Here is a 20,891-nt window from a genome sequence, read left to right on the forward strand (position 1 = left end):
TCGTTTCACGTCGACGACGGTGCTGATCGCGAGAGCTACGGCGAAAACTCCGACTCGGTGAGTCGGACGACCAGCGTGTCCTCGACGTCGCGGAGGTCGTATTCGGGTACCTCGCCGTCGACCCGGCGGACGTAGAGCGGTTCGACGAGTTTCGGGCGGACGGTGGCGGTTCCGGGGGACGGATCAGTGGCTTCAGACGACCCGCTCTCGGCACTCGAGGTCGGATCCGAATCGGTCTGTGGCTCCTCCCCCTCGCCAGTCACGGTGGCTGCCTGATCAGTTGCAGGAGTCGCGTCGGGCCGTTCGAGGCCGAACAGTTTCAGGTGCTCACCGGTGTCCTCTGGCTCGATGTCACCGTTTCGGAGGGCCACGGCGAGGTTTCGCGAGAGCCACTCTTCGTCGCTCACGCTCGGTTCCTGGATCAGTACCTCGTCGACGAACCGCACGATGTACCACTGGAGGTCGTTACAGAGCGAGACGGCCGCGCCGAGGCTGACCGTCCGGACGGCGATGGAGTTTTCGAACGGGCGCGCCAGGTCGTAGGTCGCGAGCGCCTCTCGAGACGTCTCTCGGGAGAGGAGCTCGTACTGCAGGGTGACGTCGGGGGAACCGACGAAGCAGACGCGCGTCACTGTTCAGTACTGTGTGCGTCGCCGTAATGTATTTTCGCCTCGAGGTGGAGACTGTGTGAACCTGACAGTATCGGATCGTGGTGCCGTTCTGGCTCGTTTCACACACTTTCGTTTGTATCACCGATTTCGGGCCGTGCCACCCGTTTCGTCTCGAGCCAGAACACTTTCGTCTGAGCCAGAACACTGGCCACCCGCGTGGTACTCCACCTCATTTTACCTAGTCACAACTAATTTAATGAACCGAGTGAATAGTAACGTTATGACACGGTCGATTCGAGCTGATTTTCCGATCCTCGAGCGTGAAATCGACGGCCACCCCCTCGTCTACCTCGACAACGCGGCGACGACTCAGACGCCGCGACCTGTCTACGAGGTGTTCGAGGAGTACTTCACGGGGTACAACGCGAACGTCCACCGCGGCATCCACACGCTGAGCCACGAAGCTTCGGTGGCCTACGAGGAGGCTCACGACCGCCTCGCCAAGTTCGTCGGTGCGAGCGGCGGTCGAAAGGAGATGATCTTCACGAAGGGGGCGACCGAGAGCATCAACCTCGTCGCCTACGGACTGGGACTGAACGAACTGGAGCCCGGCGATCAGATCGTGACGACGGAGATGGAACACCACGCCTCGATGGTGACCTGGCAGCAGGTCGCGAAGAAGACCGGTGCCGACATCGAGTACATCCGCGTGACCGAGGACGGCCACCTCGACGTGGAACACGCCAAATCCCTCATCGGCCCGGAGACGGCGATCCTCTCGGTGGTGCACGTCTCGAACGTCCTCGGGACGATCAACCCCGTCGAAGCCCTCGCTGCAATGGCCCACGAACACGACGCCTACGTGGTCGTCGACGGGGCCCAGTCCGCACCCAACCGACCGGTCGACGTCGAGTCGATGGGTGCCGATTTCTTCGCCTTTTCGGGACACAAGATGGCCGGCCCGACCGGGATCGGCGGCCTCTACGGCAAGCAAGCGATCCTCGAGGAGATGGAGCCGTTCCTCTTCGGCGGCGAGATGATCCGTCACGTCACGTTCACTCGCTCGAGCTGGAACGAACTCCCCTGGAAATTCGAAGCCGGCACCCCGCCAATCGCGGAGGGGATCGCCCTGGCGGCCGCCGCCGACTACCTCGAGGCGATCGGGATGGACGCCATCGCCGCCCACGAGAACGAACTGGCGCAGTACGCGCTCGAGGCACTCGAGGCGCGTGACGACGTGACGACGTACGGGCCGCCCCTGGGCGAGGAGCGCTCGGGCCTCGTCGCGTTCAACGTCGACGGCGTCCACGGCCACGACCTCTCCTCGCTGTTGAACGACCGGGGAATTGCCGTCCGTGCGGGCGATCACTGTACCCAGCCGCTGCACGACAAACTCGACATACCCGGCTCCGTCCGAGCATCGTTCTACGTCTACAACACGACCGAGGAGATCGATCGACTGCTCGAGGCGATCGACGACGCCCCGGCGAAACTCGAGGCCTACTTGCGTTCCGGTCGCTACCACGAGCGGCTGGTCGACCACCACGAGAACCCGCGCAACGCCGGCGGTCTCGAGGACGCCACGCTGGTCAAATCCTCCGAGGAGACCTCCTGTGGGGACGACGGCGAGTTCCACGTGGACGTCACCGCAGATGGAACGATCGAGGACGTCGCCTTCGAGAGCGAGAGCTGTGCGGTCAGCAGCGCCGTCGCGAGCATCCTCTCGACGGAGCTCGTGGGGATGACCGTCGAGGAGGTCGCCGACCTCGAGGGTATGATCGTCGACCATCTCGAGGGGCAGTACCCGTCGCTGCGTCACGAGTGCGTGGTCGGGCCGGAGGACGTGATTCGGACGGCTGCACAGGAGTACCTCGAGACATTGGAGCGGTAGTCTAGAGGTTCGAACCCCGAAGATATAATTTCTATAGTGTGCTGATACAGTTACTGTAGCAAATGTTGGAGGTCACCGCGAGTGCATCGTGTCACGAGACACGTGTCCGACTATTAAGAGGTATCAGTCGGTATGTGGCCACATGATACGAGTTGCCGAGAGCCCCACACCAACCACGCACGCGCCGGCCGACTGGCCGACCGACGCGGAGCGAGTCTACGCCACCCAGCAAGCCCGCCTCGCCGACCACTACAACCTCGAGGTCGAGTCCCGGTCGCTCGAGACCAAGGTTGCCGGGCGGGTGCACTACCTCGAGGCCGGCGACCCCGACGGGGAACCGGTCGTCTTGCTCCACGGCGTCTCGATGACCGCGGCGACGTGGCTGCCGATGGTCTCCGCACTGACCGACGAGTATCGGGTGTACATCCCTGACCGTCCGGGACGAGGGCTGTCGGACGCTCCGAGCTACCGCGGTCGCGACCTGCGACGGTTCATGGTCGCGTATCTGCTCGAGCTGTTCGACGGGCTCGCCCTCGATCAGCCTCACGTCGTCGGCAGTTCCCTTGGGGGCCAGCAGGCGTTCTTGCTCGCGATCGATCACGACCACGTCGACCGGCTGTGTCTCGTGGGTGCCCCCGGCGGAATCTCACGCGAGTTCCCCGTGCTCCAGCGACTGTTGACCGTCCGCGGGGTCAACCGACTCCTCTTCTGGCTCGAGGGGCGCGGTGATCCAGTCGAGAACGCCATGGATGCGGCCGAACAGGTGCTCGTCGACGACACGTCGGCGATTCCGGACGAGTTTTACGAAGTCATCGCTGCCAGCAAGGAGCTACCGGGGCGTCAGGAAAGTCTGCGATCGCTGACGACCGAGCAGGGCTCGTTCGGCCGGATGCACCCGTTGTTCGATCTCCGCGACGAAATCATCGACATCGAGCGCCCGACGGCGTTCGTCTGGGGCACCGAGGACGCCTACTGGCCGCCCGAGGTCGGCCGTCCCGTCGCCGATCGAATGGTGAACGCGACGTTCGAGGTGCTCGAGGGACACGGCCACGTGCCCTGGATGGAGCCAGGCGACGAAACGGAAACGCGGATTCGGTCGTTCCTGGACGGGTGACGGGAGGGAGCCTCGAGTATCGATGCGAACGACCAGCGGAGGACTCTCACTCGAGACAATAGAGATCCGCTCAAGACAGAAGTGAGATTCACTCGAGCCTACAGCGGATCTACCCAACCTACAGCGAAATCCGATCGGCGTTCGCCGCCGCCGCTTCCGCGCGATCGAACAGGTCGTCGGGTTCGACCTCGAGCAGGCGCTCGAGTAGAGCGTTGGTCTCGGCGCGGTCGGGGGCGACCCGGTTACAGCCGGCGTTGATCGTCGAGTCCCGGTAGGTACCGATCTCGCGGGCCGTGGCGACGATATCCTGTTTGTCCCAGGTCAGGAGGGGGCGGTGAATCGGCAGGCGGGTCGCCCGGCTGGTGACGCCGACGTTCTGGGCCGTCTGGCTCGACTTCTGGCCGATCGCCTCACCGGTCACGATCCCGCTGGCGTCGTGCTCGTGGGCGATGTGCTCGGCGGTGCGATAGAAGAACCGACGGAGTGAGAGCATGCGGCCTTCCTCCATCGTCTCGGCGAGCAAGGAGACGGTCTCGCCGCCTGGGACGCGGTAGACCGAAAGGTCGACGTTCGGCGCATACCGGGACAGCGAGCGGATCGTTTCGATCGCCCGCGCTTCGTGATCCGGGCCGCCGTAATCGCCGAGGGCAACGTAGACCGGGATTACCGGCGACCCCCGGCGCATGATCTCGTAGGCGGCGACCGGGGAGTCGATCCCGCCGCTGACGAGGGCGACCATCGGGGCCTGGGATCGTAGCGGGAGCCCGCCGGGGCCGGAGAATCGATCGAGGAAGAGGTACGCGGCGTCTTCCCGAACCTCCACGCCGAACGTGATGTCGGGGTCGTCGAGGTCGACTTCGGGGTCGAACTCGTCCTCGACGGCCTCCCAGATGGCGGTGCCACCCCGCCGAGCGAGATCCTCGCTGGTAAACGGAAGGCGCTTGTCGGCCCGGCTGGCGTCGACGGCGAACGTACCGACGTCGGCGTCGTAGCTCGCGAGGGCTGTCTCCGCGAGCGCGTCACAGATCGTCTCGAGCTCTGGTTCCACGACGAGGGCTGGGCTGGTCGAGACGACGCCAAAGACGTCCGACGCAGCCCGGGCAGCGTCCTCGACGGCGGCTTCGGTGGTCTGGATCAGCGGTCGGTTCCAGTTCCCCTCCACGTCGCCCGACACCGAGCGGTCGGCGAGGGTGGCCTCGAGGTTTTCCGCGAGGATGTCCACCATGTACCGCTTGACGGTGTTGCTCTTCGTGTTGAGATCCCCGTGTCGGACGAGGACGGTGTCGGCGCCGGGCGGGTGCATGGATCAGGATAGATGGGCTGCGCTATAAGGGGGTTACGGGGTGGGACGACCGTCTGTACTCGCCTCGACGACGGTGTGAAACCAGCCCACACCGTACCGGGAACACGGCATTTATTCGCCCTCGAGCCCTGGTACCGTCGATGACCAGCGGGGACGTTGCCGCCTTCACCCACCTCGGCTCGCGCGTTCGCGATGCCCTCTCAGAGCGCGGGTTTGCGACGCCGACGGCGCCACAGCGACTGGCGATTCCGCCGCTCGCGGCGGGCGAGGACACGCTCGTGATCGCCCCTACCGGGAGTGGAAAGACCGAGACGGCCATGCTCCCCGTCTTCGACGACCTCGTCGCCGACCCGCCGGAGGGGTTCGGCGCGCTCTACGTCACGCCGCTGCGCGCGCTCAACCGCGACATGCGCGATCGCCTCGAGTGGTGGGGCGAGTACCTCGACCTCGAGGTGGACGTGCGCCACGGGGACACCACGCAGTACCAGCGCGGGAAGCAAGCCGAGTCGCCACCGGACGTCCTGATCACGACGCCCGAAACGCTGCAGGCGATGCTCACCGGTGAACGGCTCCGGGAGGGGCTCGAGGACGTCTCCCACGTCGTGATCGACGAGGTACACGAACTGGCGGCCTCCAAACGAGGTGCGCAGTTGGCCGTCGGCCTCGAGCGCCTGCGCGAACTGTCTGGGTCGTTCCAGCGCATCGGCCTCTCGGCGACCGTCGGCGACCCCGAATCCGTGGGCCAGTTCCTCACGGGTGGGCGACCGTGTACGATCCGGGAGATCGACGTCGGGAGCCTGATCGACGTGCAGGTACGGCGTCCCGCGGTGACGAGCGAGGACGAGCGACTGTCGGGAAAACTCGCAACTGACGCGACGACGGCCAGCCACGTCCGGTTCATCCGCGACCTCGTCGACGACCACGAGTCGACCCTCATTTTCGTCAACACCCGCCAGACGGCCGAAGCGCTCGGATCGCGGTTCACTCAACTCGAGTTACCGATCGGGGTTCATCACGGCTCGCTCTCGAAGGCGGCCCGGATCGACGTCGAGGATCGGTTCAAAGCCGGGGAACTCGACGCGTTGCTCTGTACGTCCTCGATGGAACTCGGCATCGACGTCGGTCGGATCGATCACGTAATCCAGTACCAGAGCCCGCGCCAGGTCTCGCGGCTGCTCCAGCGGATCGGGAGGGCAGGTCACCGTCGGGACGCTGTGTCGAAGGGTACCATCGTCACCACCAGGCCCGACGACACCCTCGAGGCGCTGGCGATCGCCCGACGGGCGAAAGCCGGCGAGGTCGAGCCCGCCTGGATTCACGAAGGGAGCCTCGACGTGGTCGCCAACCAGCTCCCCGGCATCGTGCAATCGACGGGATCGCGCCACCTCACCGAGGTGTACGGCCTCCTCACGCGAGCGTACCCGTTCGCCGACCTCGAGGAGGAAACGCTCAGGACTGTCGTCGAGGAACTCCACCGCAACCGGATCGTCTGGTTCGACGAGAGCGCCGACCGAATCGAGACCACCGGCGGCACCTGGCAGTACGTCTACGCGAACCTCTCGATGATCCCCGACGAGGCGACCTACGAGGTTCACGACATCGCCTCGAGCGGCCAGATCGGCACCCTCGACGAGCGGTTCGTGACGACGTTCGGGCAGCCGGGAGCCACCTTCATCCAGCGCGGGGAGATGTGGCGGATCGTCGAGATCGACGACGACGAAGAGCGGGTGAACGTCACCCCGATCGAGGATCCCGCCGGCGAGGTACCGTCCTGGATCGGCCAGGAGATCCCAGTACCGCAGGCGGTCGCCCAGGAGGTCGGCGAGATCCGTACCGCTGCCGGCTCCCAACTCGAGGTCGGAGCCGACGTGGAGGCCGTCGGTCGCGACCTGGCCGAACGCTATCCCGGCGACGAATCGACGCTCGTCGACGCCTGCGAACAGCTTCGTGACCAGCTCGACGGCGAGGCCCCGATGCCGACGGACGACCGAATCGTCCTCGAGCGACAGGGGCCGACCGTCGTGATCAACGCCTGTTACGGCCACCGGACGAACGAAACGCTCGGTCGCGTGCTGTCGGCCCTGCTCGGTCAACGTTCGGGCTCGTCAATCGGGCTCGACACCGACCCGTACCGGATCGAACTCGAAGTGCCGACGTCGGTCGCGACGAGCGAGATCGTCGAAGTGTGCACCGAGACGGATCCCGACCACGTGGAGACGATCGTCGAACTGGGTCTCAAGCGATCCGATGCCCTCGCCTTCCGCCTCTCGCAGGTCTCGGCGAAGTTCGGCGCGCTCAAGCGGTGGCAGGGATCGGGACGCCTGTCGAACGAACGCTTGCTGGCCGCGCTCGAGGAGACGCCGATGTACGCCGAGTCGATCAGGGAGGTGTTTCACGAGGATCTCGACACGGTGAGTGCAGGCCAGGTGCTTGCGGGGATTCAGTCGGGTTCGATCTCGCTCGAGACGGTTCGCGGCCGGACGGCCATCGGAAGCGCCGGTCGCTCAGGCGGCAAGGAGCTGTTGGCGCCCGAAAACGCCGATGCGAGCGTCATCAAGACGGTCAAAGAGCGCCTGCACGACGATCGGGTCGTCCTGGTGTGTACCCACTGTACGGAGTGGCTCTCGCGGACGAAAATAAAGCGAGTTTCCGACCAGCCCGAGTGTCCGAACTGTGGCTCGACCCGCATCGCCGCGTTGAGCCCGTGGGCCGATGAGGTGGTACAGGCCATCCAGGCGGATTCGAAGAGCGCCGAACAGGTGGAGCATACCCAGCGGGCCGTTAGAAACGCCGGACTGGTGCAAAGCCACGGCAAGAAAGCCGTCATCGCGATGTCAGCCCGCGGGGTCGGCCCGCACAACGCCGCCCAGATCATCAGTCGGTTACGCGAGAACGAAGCGGATTTCTACCGGGACATCCTCGAGAAAGAGCGCCAGTACGCGCGGACGAAGGCGTTCTGGGATTGATTTGGGATGTGATATGTCGGTGCCAGCACTCGAGCCAAAGATCACCGACTGCGTAACCGCCGACCAGTGGCCCGAAACGTTATTAGTTTCTGGTTTGTCAGCACGAATATGTCTGCACAGACAACTGACGGGGGAAGCGACATAGAGAAATGGAAACTACCGACGATCGCCGGCATCGTCGCGTTTCTCGGCGGATTTTTGGTCACCTACGTATTGAAGGGGAGCGACGTCAGTGGTGAAATCGCGGAAGAGTGGAACGGTGGCGCAGAGGAAGTCGGCGAACCGAGCACGTTTGAGGCCGTCTCCTGGCTCTTTTTCGAAGCCCACCAGGTGTCGATTGAGATGTCCGGTTCGTGGGGCGACGAGTCATTTACCGAACCGGCAGAAATTCAGGAGCTAGCCGCATGGGACGGCTACCTTCAGTTGATTCCGATCATCGCCATCATTGCGGTCGCCTTCGTCTTCGTCAAAAACTACACGCAGACGGCATCGGCAGAGGAGGGGGCAAAGCAGGGCGCAATGATCGCAGCAGGCTACGCACTCGCAGCGCTCGTTATCGCCTACACCGGCACGTACTCGGAGTCGATGACCGACGACTTCGTCGGCACGGTTTCGATGTCCATCGGTCCGGATCTCGTCGAAGCCCTGTTGCTCGCCGGACTCGTCTATCCAGCCCTTGGTGGCGCGCTCGGCGGTTACTTCGGCCACGAACAGCGGCCGGTGGCCGAGAATGCGGCACCCGAAAACGGGGTGGAGCAAACCTACGATGAGTCTGACGACACGGTCACCGCCCCATCGGTGGAACAATCCGATGGTACGTCCTCGGAACCTCCGGCAGAAACCGAACAGACGCAGTAACGCAGGCAAACTACCGTTTTCGAAAACCGAATTCGACCGTAATCGGCCACGAGCGGCGTCGTCGATCCCGGTCAGAAACGACGCTCGAGAGGGTACTCAGAATCTCGTTGGTCGCTCGAGCGCCACCGGTGGTACCGAGGACGACCAGGATCATTCGGCGTTGCAGTGGCCATGCAGTCCGTAACGGCCAAAACGTTCCGCTTCATTGTTTCGGTATGAAGTTTGCGCCGGGCGCATGGCGGTACGCCCTCCTCCCACTGCTTGCAGCCCCGTTCGCGTTCATCTTTAGCGTGACCGCGAGCGTCGTTCTCCTCGTTCTGGGGGCCGCGACGCTCGGCTTCTTTCGCGACCCCGAACGAACGCCGCCACCGTCGGGCGTAGTCGCCCCCGCCGACGGCACCGTCTCGGTCTGCCGGGAGGAAGGCACGCGGGTTCGCCTCGGGACGTTCATGAACGTCCACAACGTCCACGTGGTTCGCGCCCCCTTCGACGCGACAGTCCACGAGGCCGAACACGTTCCTGGCGCACACAAACCGGCCTTCTCGAAGGACTCCGACCGGAACGAGCGAGTGCACCTTCGGCTCGAGCCTACCACGGGCCGGGCGTCGACCGAACCGGACACCACTGACGAAACGAACGCCGACGACGACTCGAGTCCGGCCGCCGAGGTGACGTTTATCGCCGGTGCGTTCGCCCGCCGGATTTTCCCCTACGTCGAAACCGGCGAGTCGATCGAACGCGGCCAGCGGATCGGACACATCGCCTTCGGCAGTCGGGTCGACGTGGTGTTCCCGCCCTCCGTTTCACCGGACGACCTGGCCATCGAGATGGGCCAGAAGATGACCGCTGGCGAGACGGTAATCCTCGAGCCCGATGCTGATACGGGGCTCGGGATGAGTAGCCTCGAGGGCGAAACGGGGCTCGAAATGGGTGGCCTCGACGATGAGGCGGTCGACAGCAACGGCGACGGTTCCACAGAAGACGTCGCGAACTGACGCTACGGACACCAACGGTCGACTCGCGGAAACAGTGGTCGACTCGCGGAAACAGTGGTGAACTGCCCAAAAAACTGTCCTGACGGCCTCAACTACCGCTTGTCGTCGACCGCCGCCCGTGCGTCCTCGAGGTGGCGGCGTTCGACGACCACCTCGTCGGCGCGGTCGTTCGCTTCCGCCGGGCCGTACTTCGTCGCGACCTCCCGAATCGCCCGCATCGAGGCGTCGCGGACGAGCGCCTCGAGGTCGGCGCCGGTGTACCCCTCGAGGTCGGCGGCCACCTCGTCCAGGTCGACGTCGTCGGCGAACGGTTTGCCGCGGCTGTGTACCTCGAGAATCTCGCGGCGGGCCTCGAGATCCGGTTCGGGAACGAGCACGTGGGTGTCGAGTCGGCCGGGGCGCAAGAGTGCGGGATCGAGGTGCTCCTTGCGGTTGGTCGCTGCGAGCACGACGAGGTTCGGGTTCTCCCGCATTCCGTCGAGTTCTGTCAGCAGCTGTGAGACGACCCGTTCTGTCACCTCGTGGCTGTCCGCGCCGCGGCTGGCGGCGATGGCGTCGATCTCGTCGAAGAAGACGATGGATGGTGCTGCCTGTCGGGCGCGCTCGAAGACTTTTCGGATCGCTTTCTCGGACTCGCCGACGTAGCGATCGACGATTTCGGGGCCGTCGACCCGGACGAAGTTGACGTCGGTCTCGCCGGCGAGTGCCCGCGCGAGCAGGGTCTTCCCGGTTCCCGGCGGGCCGTACAACAGCACGCCGGATGGCGGATCGGTGTTCGTCCGTTCGAAGAGCGTCTCGTAGGTCAGCGGCCACTCGACGGACTCCCGAAGCACCTGTTTGGCGTCCTCGAGGCCACCGACGTCGTCGAAGTCCATGTTTGGCGACTCCGCGACGTACTCCCGCATGGCCGACGGTTCGACGGCCGCCAGCGCCGTGTCGAAGTGGGTCTTGGTTACGGTCGGGTTCGTACTCCAGGTGGCACGCTCCTCGGCGTCGGTCGGTCGGCCGCGGATCGCCGCCATCGCGGCCTCCGTGACGACTGCGTCGAGGTCAGCACCGACGAAGCCGTGGGTGCGACTGGCGATTTTCTCGATGCTCACCCCTTCGTCGAGGGGCATCCCGCGGGTGTGTACCTCGAGGATCTCGCGGCGACCGTCCCTGTCGGGGACGCCGATCTGGATCTCACGGTCGAAGCGCCCGCCGCGACGGAGCGCGGGGTCGATCGAGTCGACCCGATTCGTGGCCCCGATAACGATGACCTCACCGCGGGCGTCGAGACCGTCCATGAGGGTGAGCAACTGGCCGACGATCCGGTTCTCGGCGTCACCCTCGTCGTTTCGCGTGCCCGCGATGGAGTCGATTTCGTCGAAGAAGATGATCGTCGGGGCGTTCTCGCGGGCCTCCTCGAACGTCCGGCGAAGCTGTTCTTCGGACTCGCCTTTGTACTTCGACATGATCTCCGGGCCGGAGATGGTGACGAAGTTTGCTTCGACCTCGTTGGCGACCGCGCGGGCGATAAGGGTCTTCCCGGTGCCGGGCGGGCCGTAGAGGAGGACGCCCGAGGGTGGATCCACGCCGAGGCGTTTGAACAACTCGGGCTCCGAGAGCGGCAGTTCGATCATCTCTCGCACCTGCTCGAGTTCCTCGTCGAGGCCGCCGATGTCCTCGTAGGTCACGCCGGATGGCCGATCCGGCTTCGAGGGTTCAGACGGTGAGGCGGACGGCTGAGACGGCATCGACGGCCCGGAGCCGTCTGTATCGTCGAACACGAGGACGGTCGTCGAGCCGGTGATGCGGACGTCACCGGCGGGCTCGGTTTCGACGACGCTGAACGGCTCCGGCGCGACGCCCTCTATACGGATCTGTTCGCCGGCTTTGATCGGCCGGTTCCGGAGTTTCTGGTTGGCGACGCGCTCGGCGAGCCGTGATTCGGCGTCGCTCAGCGATGGTGGTGGAGACAGCGTTACCGTTTCTGCCTCCCGGATTAATGTCTTGTCGGCGGCCATCACTCGGACTGTATCACCGACGTTGACGCCAGCATTCGCTCGCGTGTCGCCGTCGATCTGTACCACCTGTTCGGGTATCGCCGGATCGGCCGGCCACATCTTCGCGACGGTCTGTGTCTCGCCCTCGATCACGACCGTGTCGCCGCTCAACACGCCGAGCTTTCGTCTGGCTAACTCCGGGATGCGAGCGACGCCACGACCTGCATCGCGCTTTTCGGCCGCGCGAACCGTCAGCGTCACACCATCGTCGTCCGACTCGCTCATGATCGTTCCTTGCAGTCGAACGACCTTGAGAATTGCCCACGTCGATGCGGACTCGAGACAATCGATAGGCTTCTTGCCCGGGCGTGGAAAAGCCAGGTATGGTGTGTCCGGGAACCGAAGTTCGCACTGACATCGACCGCCTCCGCTCTGTCGATCGGTCTTCATCTACTGGGTCAATCGTGTGTCGTACCCACCGACGGATACGCTGGCACGGATGGGGACGATAACGATGTTCGGACGGATGCGCGAGGACGTTCGCGCGATGGCCGAACGCGATCCGGCTGCGAAAAGTGCTCTCGAGGTGTTCCTCTGTTATCCCGGGTTACACGCCCTCTGGATGCATCGACTCGCCCACCAACTGTGGCGTGGCAACTGGCGACTGCTCGCTCGAGTCCTCTCACAACTCGCCCGGTTTCTGACGGGGGTCGAAATCCATCCCGCCGCACGGATCGGCCGGCGGGTAACGATCGACCACGGCATGGGCGTCGTTATCGGCGAAACGGCGATCGTCGGCGAGGACGTCCACCTGTATCACGGCGTCACTCTCGGTGGGGCGACGAACGAACCGGTGAAGCGGCATCCGACGCTCGAGGACGGGGTACTCGTCGGGGCCAATGCGACACTGCTCGGCGACATCACCATCGGCGATGAGGCGACCGTGGGCGCCGGTTCTGTCGTCACGGACTCCGTCGAGCCAGGTGCGACCGTTGCCGGCGTACCGGCCCGGAGAGTGGACTGATCGGCTCTGGCGGAACTGTTTTCGGGAATCGTTTCATGACCACCGACGAGAGCCTCGAGTGAACGACCTCGATCCCGGAGCGGAGCGACACCGATTCCGGAGCAGGACGACATCGATCACGGATCCGACTGACGATCGTCCTGTACCGCTAAGGGGTTCGAGCCCCGAGACACACTCGAGACGTACATGTCGCCCTCGCACGACCGAACGAATCCACCCGACTCGTCGCGAACGCCGGCAGCTAACGCCGAACTGGCGCTGTTACTCGAGGTTGCAGGGACGCCGAAACCCGGAAACGTCGACCGACGCCGCGATTTTCCCGACCTGCGATTCGAACACTTTCTGGCCGGTGCGGTCGGCGCTCGGCCAGGTCTCGAGCGCGCGGAACGCGGCGAGGCGATCGGGGCGACGTTCGAACGAGCCGTCGAGGGGATGGCAGCACAGCGGGGTGGAAACACCCAGTTTGGTAGTCTCCTGTTGCTCGTCCCCCTCGTCGCCGCGACTCGAGCGGAACGCGAACTGGATCACCAGACCGCCAGATCGACCGTCGAGGCGACCACGGTCGAGGACAGCGTCGGGTTCTATCGCGCGTTCGATCACGTCGACGTCTTCGTCGACGACCCGCCGGCTGACCTCGAGCCACTCGACGCTCGTCGGGGCAAGGATGCGATCCCGGCGCTCGAGGAACGGGGCATAACGCTGTACGACGTGATGGACGCGAGCGTCCCCGGCGACGACGTCGCCCGGGAGTGGGTCACCGGGTTCGAACGGTCGTTCGAGACCGCCGATCGACTGGCAGCGCTCGATCCGGCCCGTTCGGCGACCGACCGCGTCGCCTCGGTGTTCCTCTCCTTGCTCGCGGAGCGGCCGGACACGCTCATCGAGAAGCGTCACGGCGAGACGGTCGCCGCTGACGTCACTGACCACGCCACCGACCTTCTCGAGTCGGGTGGCCTCGAGACCGTCCCTGACCGGGTCGACGCCTTCGCGGCCGATCTCGTCGACCGCGGCGTCAATCCGGGAACGACGGCCGACATTACCGCTGCGGGGCTGTTCATCGCCCTCGATCGGGGAGGGTTCGACCTGTGAGCGATCCCGAGGCCGACGGCGGAGCGGAACACGATGGAGAATCGATTGGCTGGCCGATCGACCTGGACGGCGTCGCCGAAACCGTCGTCACGACGCTCGGCCCCAACGGGCTGTGGAACGTCGCAGCCCTCGGCGTGTTCGCCGGCGACCCCGCTCGAGCCCGCACCTGGGGGAACACCCGGACGCGCCGAAACTTCCACCGGCAGGGCGAGGGCTACGTTCAGTTCGTCCACGACCCCGTCGACTTCGTCGACGCCGCCTTGACGATCACCGAACGGGACGACCCCGTCCTCGACTCGGCCGACGCCTGGGTGCGGGTAGCAGTCGAGTCGGTCGATTCGGGGACGATCGACGGCACCGACTGGGAGGAGTGGACGCTCGAGCCACTCGAGTCGGTAATCGAACACGAGACGGTGACGCCGATCAACCGCGGGTTCGGTGCTGTCATCGAGGCGACGGTCGCCGCTTCGCGACTGGAAGTCGACGGCTACGATCGGACTGATCTGGAGAGCCGCCTCGATCACGCACTCGACGTCGTCGATCGAGCAGGCGGGACGCGTGAGCGCCAGGCCTTCTCGAGGCTCGTCGCCGTCAGCGAGTGGACGCCCTCGCGCGATCGTCGTGCGGTGATCGAGTGGCTGTAGCTGGAGTTGCCACGCGTCGAGCGGGCGGCGAACGGGTACTGTGACCGAACCGTCACCTGCCGTCGCAAAATGGTGCGATATAAGAGTCTCTAGACGGAAGCCCACGTATGGCCATCAAACCGGCATACATCAAGAAGACCGGGAACGTCCTCCTCGAGAAGTACCCGGAGGCGTTCACCACCGACTTCGAACAGAACAAAGACAGCGTCACGGAGCTGACGAACATCGAATCGAAAGGCGTTCGAAACCGAATCGCCGGCTACGTCACACGGAAGAAGGGCGCAGCCATTTCGGCCTGAACTGACTGTTTCACTCACTCGAGAACGGACGTTCCGAGCGACGGCACTCGTCCGTGCAACGTCCTCGTCTTTCAGGTCGTTTCGACCTCATCCACGATCGGGTCTGAGTTCGTCGATCACCCGACAGGCGTTTTTCGAGAACGCCCGACGGAGTTTGTCCGCGGACACGTCGAGTGTGAGGATCTCCATGATCGCCACGTTCGGATGCGATGCCGGCGCGCCGCTGCCGAAAAACACACGATCGGGATGCTCGAGTAATGCCCGCTCGAGAACGTCCCGGTAGCGGACGACGCTCGTGTCGAGATAGCAGTCGTCGATGAATTCGAGGCGATCGATCAGCTCGTGCATGAGCGATCGGTTCAACGGATGACCGCCGAAGTGTGAGACGATGACCGGAAAGCCGCGCCCGAGTAGGGTCTCGGCGAGGGTAGCGGGGGGTGCGCCCTCGCCACCGGCGACGATCACCGGGAGGCCGACGGTTTCCAGTTGCTCAAGGACGGCGTCGTCCGGCACGCCGTCGACGGTCGGGTCGAGGACGAAGCCGTGGAAGCGGTCGTCGTAGGCGTACTGCTCGACGTCCTCTGGGGTGGTGTGGTACGGCTGTCGTCGACGAAGGGCGTTTCGCAGCCGACCGGTCTGATCGGTGTCCGGTGCTTCCGCGCCGTTGATTCGGGCAAACGCGACGAAGGGGCGTTCGACGCTGAGTCGGGCAACGCCGTTGTTCGGGGCGACGTACGATTCCCCGGGTGTCACGCCCGGGAAGACGACCGATCTGACGATGCCGGCCTGATGCATCTCGCGCTCGAGTCGGTCTGGAGAGGCGGGCGTCGGCCCACCCCGCGGTCTGGTGGTCGCGTCGGGCGTCAACTGGGCGTGGACGTCGACGACGCGGAACTCGTGTTCCAGCTCGAGCATTCGTCCGGGTGTTGTAGCCCATCCCTCAAGGTGCTACCGGCTGCGTCCGTCTCACGACCGTGTGTCGACCTGTCGCACACAATCGCCAGAGGGGAGCGAGTTGGCACCGAAACAGTTTTATAGAAGTGCTGACGATACATCTACTGAGGTTCAACATGGCACAACAGCAACGCATGGGCGGACAGCCCCTGTTCATCCTGAGCGAGGACAGCAAGCGAACGCAGGGTCGGGACGCACAGTCGTCGAACATCATGGCCGGCAAGGCCGTCGCAGAGGCCGTACGGACGACGCTCGGGCCCCGCGGCATGGACAAGATGCTCGTCGACGGGAGCGGCAACGTCGTCATTACGAACGATGGGGCGACCATCCTGAACGAGATGGACATCGAGCACCCTGCCGCACAGATGATCGTCGAAGTGGCCGAAACCCAGGAGGACGAGATCGGCGACGGCACGACGACCGCCGCCGTTCTCGCCGGGAACCTCCTGGCCGAGGCGGAGGATCTCATCGAGCAGGACGTCCACGCGACGACGATCGTCGAGGGCTACCACGAAGCCGCTCGCATCGCGCTCGAGGCCATCGAAAACCAGGTACTCGACGCCGATGTCGACGACGATCTGCTCCGTCAGGTCGCCGAATCGAGCATGACCGGCAAAGGAACCGGTGGGCTGACGACCGAAGCCCTCAGCGAGACGGTCGTCGAAACCGTTCGGCACGTCGACACCGACGACGGCGTTCAGCGTGACAACATCGACATCCACACGCAGGTCGGCGCGTCCTCGAGTGCGACCGAACTGATTCCGGGTATCGTTCTCGACGAGGAACCCGCCCACGACGACATGCCTTCGACCGTCGAAGACGCCTCCGTGGCGATCCTCGACGTCGAACTGGGCGTTCGAACGGGTGAGATCGACGCCGAGTACTCGATCGACTCGATCGACCAGCTTAGTGCCGCGATCGACGCCGAAGAGGCCGAACTCCGCCAGTACGCCCAGGATGTCATCGACAGCGGCGTCGACGTGCTCTTTACGACTGATGACGTCGACGACCGTGTCGCCTCGCTGCTCGCTACCGAAGGCATCCTGACGTTCGACGACATCAGCAACAAGAAGGCCCGGAAGGTCGCCAACGCGACGGGTGCCCGCCGCATCGGCGCGCTCGAAGACCTCACCGAGGACGCCTTCGGTCAGGCCGACCGCATCCGCACGGAAACCTACGGCGACGACGACCTCGCGTTCGTCGAGGGTGGTGCGGCCGCCGAAGCCGTCACCGTCTTCGTCCGTGGCGGCACCGACCACGTCGTCGACGAACTCGAGCGAGCTATCAAAGATGCCCTCGACGTCGTCACCGCAGCCCTCGATTCGGGCGAGGTCGTTCCCGGTGCTGGCGCTACCGAAATCGCCATCGCCGACCACGTCCGCTCGGCTGCCGCCGGCATCGAAGGCCGCAAACAGCTCGCCGTCACGGCGTTCGCTGACGCCCTCGATATCGTCCCACGGACGCTCGCCGGTAACAGCGGCCAGGATCCGATCGACTCGCTGGTCGACCTCCGTGCGGCCCACGAAGCCGAGGGACGCGCTGGGTTGATCACCAACGGCGAAACCGTCACCATCGACGACCCCGTCGAGTACGGCGTCGTCGACCCTGCCGACGTCAAGCGTGAAGCTGTCGAAAGTGCCACCGAAGCCGCAACGATGATCGTTCGTATCGACGACGTCATCGCCGCCGAGTAAGGCGATCTTCCGTTTCTATTTCGTATCATCTTCAATGTAATTAGCCGACACTGTTAAGTGTTAACATGTGATATCTACAATCGTAATGTCCCACAGCCCACCGACTGATCGACTGACCCGTTTTGGGGGGCCAGCGAACCGGCCGGTCTACTACGACGACCGACGGGGGACGTACCACACGTGGTACGATCGTGGGGAGTACGAACCGGTGAGTACCGCTATCTTGATGGCCGTTTCATCGATTCGCGGTATCGACCCGGAGTATCTCGAGCCGCTTCGGGATGCGATCGATCCGGATGCGTTAAACGAGTTATTCAACGACTGGGACGGTCAAAAAAGGGGGCTCGAGTCCGTCGCCGTTTCGTTTATCTACGGACAGTGTACGGTCACGGTTCACGGCGATGGCGAGATCGTCATCGAACCGATGGCGTTACCAGTAACCTGATACTCGCCGAACCGGTTATCGCTCCATTCGAGCTACCCAGTGGCGTGGCGCATCGAGTTCGCTGTCGGATGGGAGGTTGTCGGGATGGTTCCAGACCTGGCTGGCGAACGTGAGGTCTCTGGCATCCGTGACGGCTTCGAAGAAGGCTTTTCCGCGTTCGTACTGGCGCTGTTTTAACCCCAGTCCGAGCAGTCGCCTGAACAGTTGCTGGAGTGGGCCACGACCCTGTCTCCGGGCGTCGAGTTTTCGACGGAGATCCTCGTACTCGTCGTCGAACGCGTGATCCATCAGGAGTTCGGCGTACCCCTCGACGACGGTCATCGTCGTATCGAGTTCACGAAACACGCTCCGGTCGAACGACCCCTCGGCGAGTGCGTCGATGCCGTCTTGCATCCGCGACTCGAGATGGGTCGACAGCCAGGGGGCAGCGCCGAACTCCGCGGCGTGGGTCACCTCGTGGAAGGCGATCCAGCGGCGGAACCGATCGGGATCGACCTCGAGAACCTCGGCCGCCTTCAGGATGTTCGGTCGGACGAAATATAGCGCGTGGTCGTCCTCTGGCGTCTCCGCGAGCAGGAGTGGGTCGTACTGGCCGAGCACGTTTCGGCCGAGAAACGCCAACAGGACGGTCATCGTCCCGGTATTGATCGTTCGCGCAGCACCCGGGAACGCGCCAAGCTGGGATTCCATCGGGGCCATCACGCGTTCGAACGTCTCGATGTTGGCGTCGATCCAGTGATGTCGGTTCTGAATTTCGACCACCTCGGGAACGTCGAACTCGAGTCCGGCGGCGGCCCGGACGCCCGCTCGCGCATCGCGGACGTCTCGAGCGTAAGCGGCCTGTTCGTCGGATTCGAGAGAGATCGATCCAGGCTCCGTGGCGGCCTTCGCGGCCTCAGAAGCGGCGTGCCAGTCCACGGCGGCGTCGCCGGAGGCGCCGGCAACGGCACGAACGCTATGAAAGAGATTCACACGACGAGATACGGGAACGGGGACAAAAAGGGTTCTGACGAAACAAACGAGAACGTACGGATCTGGATGTCAGTTTCAGACGTTCGTTGAGCGTGTCAGTTTTGGATGCGCCTCGAACGATCGAGCGAGACTCGAGTGATGATCGCTGGGCATGGGACGTCGCAGGTGGTCGGATCACTGGCCGACGGCGTCTCAAATACGGGTTCGAATACGACGGCATCTGTCAGAAAGTGTTGAGGTAGCGCAGGTTCGGCCGTTTCGGGGCGATTCAAGAGACGATGATGTCCGGTTCGTCCTGTTCCTCGAGTTCGGATTCGTCGTCGCCGCCGCGGAGTTTCTTCACGCCGATTGCGATGGCGACGAGCGCGATCAGGGCCAGCACGACGCCAACGGCAGCGCCTTTTCCTCCTTCCTCGTCGGCGGCCGCGGCGTCCTCGTCGTCGGTCGCTACGGCTTCGTCGGTGTCACTGGTGGTGCCGAACGGTGCCGCCTCACCGATTTCTTTGGGACCGAACTGGGTGTCACCGTCCAGATGCAACTCGATAAACGTGAACTTTTTTTCGCCCATAACACACAGTACGACGACTCGACATTTATCCTTTGTGCTGTGATGAGACAGGCCATAGCATTGCCACAGCACTCACCTCTCGAGGTCGGATCATGCCTCGAGACCGGGTTCCAACAGGTTCAAACCCCGACCGTTCGATTTCCGAGTATGGATACATCGGCTCGCGAGTTCCTCGTCGAGTTGCTCGAGACGCCATCGCCCTCTGGCTACGAAACCCGCGGGCAGCGCGTCTGGCTCGAGTACGTCGAACAGTTCGCGGACGACGTTCGTACCGACGCCTACGGAAACGCTATCGCCGTCCACGAGGGCGATCCCGACGCGCCGGAAATCGTCCTGACTGGTCACGCCGACGAGATCGGATTTCTCGTCAAATCGATCGACGACGACGGGTTCGTCCGCCCCGGGCGTATCGGCGGGAGCGACCCCTCCGTCTCCCGTGGGCAACACGTCACGATCCACACCGACGACGGCCCCGTGGATGGCGTCATCGGCCAGACGGCGATCCACCTCCGGGAAGACGACGGCGACGACCCCGAAATCACCGATCTCTGGATCGACATCGGTGCCGACAGCGAGGACGAGGCGGCCGAGCGCGTTCGGATCGGCGACCCGATCACGTTCTCCTCGACTGTGTCCTGGCTCTCCGAAACCCGCCTCGCTGCGAGAGGGGTCGACAACCGCGTCGGCACCTGGGCGGCCGCTGAGGGATTTCGCCAGGCTGTCGAGAACGGTACCGAGGCGACCGTATACGCCGTTTCGACCGTCCAGGAGGAACTCGGCATCAAGGGCGCGAAGATGGTCGGATTCGACCTTGAGCCCGACGCCGTCGTCGTCGTGGACGTCGGTCACGCGGTCGATTACCCCTCCGCGCCGAGCGAGAAGACGAGCCAGATGGAACTCGGCGGGGGGCCGGCGCTCGGCCGCGGTAGCACCAACCACCCGGTGCTCTTCGACGCCTTGCGATCGATCGCTGAGGACGTCGAGATCGACGTCCAGATCGAAGCCCTCGGTGGCGGCACCGGCACGGACGCGGACGGCTTCTTCACCGCCGCTGGCGGCATCCCCTCCCAGGTCGTCAGCGTCCCCAACCGCTACATGCACACCCCGGTGGAAGTGATCGAGACGGACGACCTCGAGGAGATTGCGACGCTTCTTGGCGCGTTCGCGAGCGAGGCCCACACGTTCACTCCGTTCACTGTGGACGTCTGAACGGGGTCGGACACTGACCTCGAGCGAGTCGATTCCTGTTTTGCGTTTCGGGCAATCGATTCGAGGTTCGAGTCGAACCGGCGCACGTGAAGCACCACCCAGGTTCCGCAGTACATAAACGCGATCAGACCCTACTGGGACTGCGTACCTTTAGTCCCCGGCCGAGTACACCCACTTTGGGTGCGATGACAGACCGGCGAACCCGGGTACGCGACACCGATAGCGACACCGTGTGGCGGTTCACACCGGCACACCAGTTGGTGGTTCCTG

Annotated in this window: 18 protein-coding genes; 12 read left to right on the forward strand and 6 right to left on the reverse strand. The window is 64.3% G+C overall.

Annotation, left to right across the window (positions count from 1 at the left end; genetic code table 11):
* Positions 1-35 precede the first annotated feature (35 nt).
* Positions 36-632 (reverse strand): DUF5804 family protein, encoded by a 597-nt coding sequence (locus NGM68_RS07970; RefSeq protein WP_252701117.1) that lies wholly within the window; start codon positions 630-632, stop codon positions 36-38.
* Between the two features lie 259 nt (positions 633-891).
* On the opposite strand from NGM68_RS07970, the gene NGM68_RS07975 reads away from it, so the two are divergent.
* Both NGM68_RS07975 and NGM68_RS07985 read left to right on the forward strand, forming a co-directional pair.
* Complete coding sequence (locus NGM68_RS07975) at positions 892-2,502, forward strand: SufS family cysteine desulfurase (RefSeq protein ID WP_425493605.1); 1,611 nt, start codon at positions 892-894, stop codon at positions 2,500-2,502.
* A gap of 142 nt (positions 2,503-2,644) precedes the next feature.
* Positions 2,645-3,616 carry an alpha/beta fold hydrolase gene (locus NGM68_RS07985; RefSeq protein WP_252701118.1) on the forward strand — a complete coding sequence of 324 codons (972 nt, stop codon included), beginning with the start codon at positions 2,645-2,647 and terminating at the stop codon, positions 3,614-3,616.
* A gap of 118 nt (positions 3,617-3,734) precedes the next feature.
* Here NGM68_RS07985 and NGM68_RS07990 read toward each other — a convergent pair whose 3' ends face one another.
* Positions 3,735-4,919, reverse strand: coding sequence for a tRNA sulfurtransferase (locus tag NGM68_RS07990; protein ID WP_252701119.1), 1,185 nt, complete (start codon positions 4,917-4,919; stop codon positions 3,735-3,737).
* Between the two features lie 140 nt (positions 4,920-5,059).
* Here NGM68_RS07990 and NGM68_RS07995 point away from each other — a divergent pair, with 140 nt between their 5' ends.
* From NGM68_RS07995 to NGM68_RS08005, 3 genes are all read left to right on the forward strand, one after another.
* Complete coding sequence (locus NGM68_RS07995) at positions 5,060-7,885, forward strand: DEAD/DEAH box helicase (RefSeq protein ID WP_252701120.1); 2,826 nt, start codon at positions 5,060-5,062, stop codon at positions 7,883-7,885.
* Positions 7,886-7,993: 108 nt separating this feature from the next.
* Positions 7,994-8,743: a DUF7978 family protein gene (locus NGM68_RS08000; protein ID WP_252701121.1), complete on the forward strand. Its 750-nt coding sequence runs from the start codon at positions 7,994-7,996 to the stop codon at positions 8,741-8,743.
* Positions 8,744-8,958: 215 nt separating this feature from the next.
* Entirely contained in the window at positions 8,959-9,738 is a 780-nt protein-coding gene (locus NGM68_RS08005; RefSeq protein WP_252701122.1) for a protein sorting system archaetidylserine decarboxylase, read from the forward strand.
* Positions 9,739-9,830: 92 nt separating this feature from the next.
* Here NGM68_RS08005 and NGM68_RS08010 read toward each other — a convergent pair whose 3' ends face one another.
* Entirely contained in the window at positions 9,831-12,008 is a 2,178-nt protein-coding gene (locus NGM68_RS08010) for a CDC48 family AAA ATPase (protein WP_252701123.1), read from the reverse strand.
* 229 nt (positions 12,009-12,237) lie between these two features.
* Here NGM68_RS08010 and cysE point away from each other — a divergent pair, with 229 nt between their 5' ends.
* The 4 genes from cysE (at position 12,238) to NGM68_RS08030 (ending at position 14,779) form a co-directional block, all read left to right on the forward strand.
* Positions 12,238-12,747 (forward strand): serine O-acetyltransferase, encoded by a 510-nt coding sequence (cysE, locus tag NGM68_RS08015; protein WP_252701397.1) that lies wholly within the window; start codon positions 12,238-12,240, stop codon positions 12,745-12,747.
* Positions 12,748-12,933: 186 nt separating this feature from the next.
* Complete coding sequence (locus tag NGM68_RS08020; protein ID WP_252701124.1) at positions 12,934-13,836, forward strand: triphosphoribosyl-dephospho-CoA synthase; 903 nt, start codon at positions 12,934-12,936, stop codon at positions 13,834-13,836.
* Complete coding sequence (locus NGM68_RS08025) at positions 13,833-14,480, forward strand: DUF447 domain-containing protein (RefSeq protein ID WP_252701125.1); 648 nt, start codon at positions 13,833-13,835, stop codon at positions 14,478-14,480. Before NGM68_RS08020 ends, NGM68_RS08025 begins: the two co-directional genes overlap by 4 nt.
* A gap of 107 nt (positions 14,481-14,587) precedes the next feature.
* On the forward strand, positions 14,588-14,779 hold the full coding sequence (locus NGM68_RS08030; protein ID WP_252701126.1) for a 30S ribosomal protein S17e: 192 nt from the start codon (positions 14,588-14,590) through the stop codon (positions 14,777-14,779).
* Between the two features lie 87 nt (positions 14,780-14,866).
* On the opposite strand, the gene NGM68_RS08035 is transcribed toward NGM68_RS08030, so the two are convergent.
* Positions 14,867-15,694, reverse strand: a complete 828-nt coding sequence (locus NGM68_RS08035) for an amidohydrolase family protein (RefSeq protein WP_252701127.1) — start codon at positions 15,692-15,694, stop codon at positions 14,867-14,869.
* A gap of 173 nt (positions 15,695-15,867) precedes the next feature.
* Between NGM68_RS08035 and thsA the strand changes: the two genes are divergently transcribed.
* Together thsA and NGM68_RS08045 are read left to right on the forward strand one after the other, a co-directional pair.
* On the forward strand, positions 15,868-17,427 hold the full coding sequence (gene thsA / locus NGM68_RS08040; protein WP_252701398.1) for a thermosome subunit alpha: 1,560 nt from the start codon (positions 15,868-15,870) through the stop codon (positions 17,425-17,427).
* 85 nt (positions 17,428-17,512) lie between these two features.
* A complete protein-coding gene (locus NGM68_RS08045) occupies positions 17,513-17,872 on the forward strand; it encodes a HalOD1 output domain-containing protein (RefSeq protein ID WP_252701128.1) in 360 nt (119 codons plus the stop codon).
* A gap of 15 nt (positions 17,873-17,887) precedes the next feature.
* On the opposite strand, the gene NGM68_RS08050 is transcribed toward NGM68_RS08045, so the two are convergent.
* Positions 17,888-18,844 carry a zinc-dependent metalloprotease gene (locus NGM68_RS08050; protein ID WP_252701129.1) on the reverse strand — a complete coding sequence of 319 codons (957 nt, stop codon included), beginning with the start codon at positions 18,842-18,844 and terminating at the stop codon, positions 17,888-17,890.
* Positions 18,845-19,112: 268 nt separating this feature from the next.
* Positions 19,113-19,412, reverse strand: coding sequence for a hypothetical protein (locus NGM68_RS08055; RefSeq protein WP_252701130.1), 300 nt, complete (start codon positions 19,410-19,412; stop codon positions 19,113-19,115).
* A gap of 147 nt (positions 19,413-19,559) precedes the next feature.
* Here NGM68_RS08055 and NGM68_RS08060 point away from each other — a divergent pair, with 147 nt between their 5' ends.
* Positions 19,560-20,621: a zinc-binding metallopeptidase family protein gene (locus NGM68_RS08060; RefSeq protein ID WP_252701131.1), complete on the forward strand. Its 1,062-nt coding sequence runs from the start codon at positions 19,560-19,562 to the stop codon at positions 20,619-20,621.
* Positions 20,622-20,891 lie beyond the last annotated feature (270 nt).

The sequence above is a fragment of the Natronosalvus vescus genome (genome assembly GCF_023973145.1).
Taxonomy (GTDB): Archaea; Halobacteriota; Halobacteria; order Halobacteriales; family Natrialbaceae; genus Natronosalvus; species Natronosalvus vescus.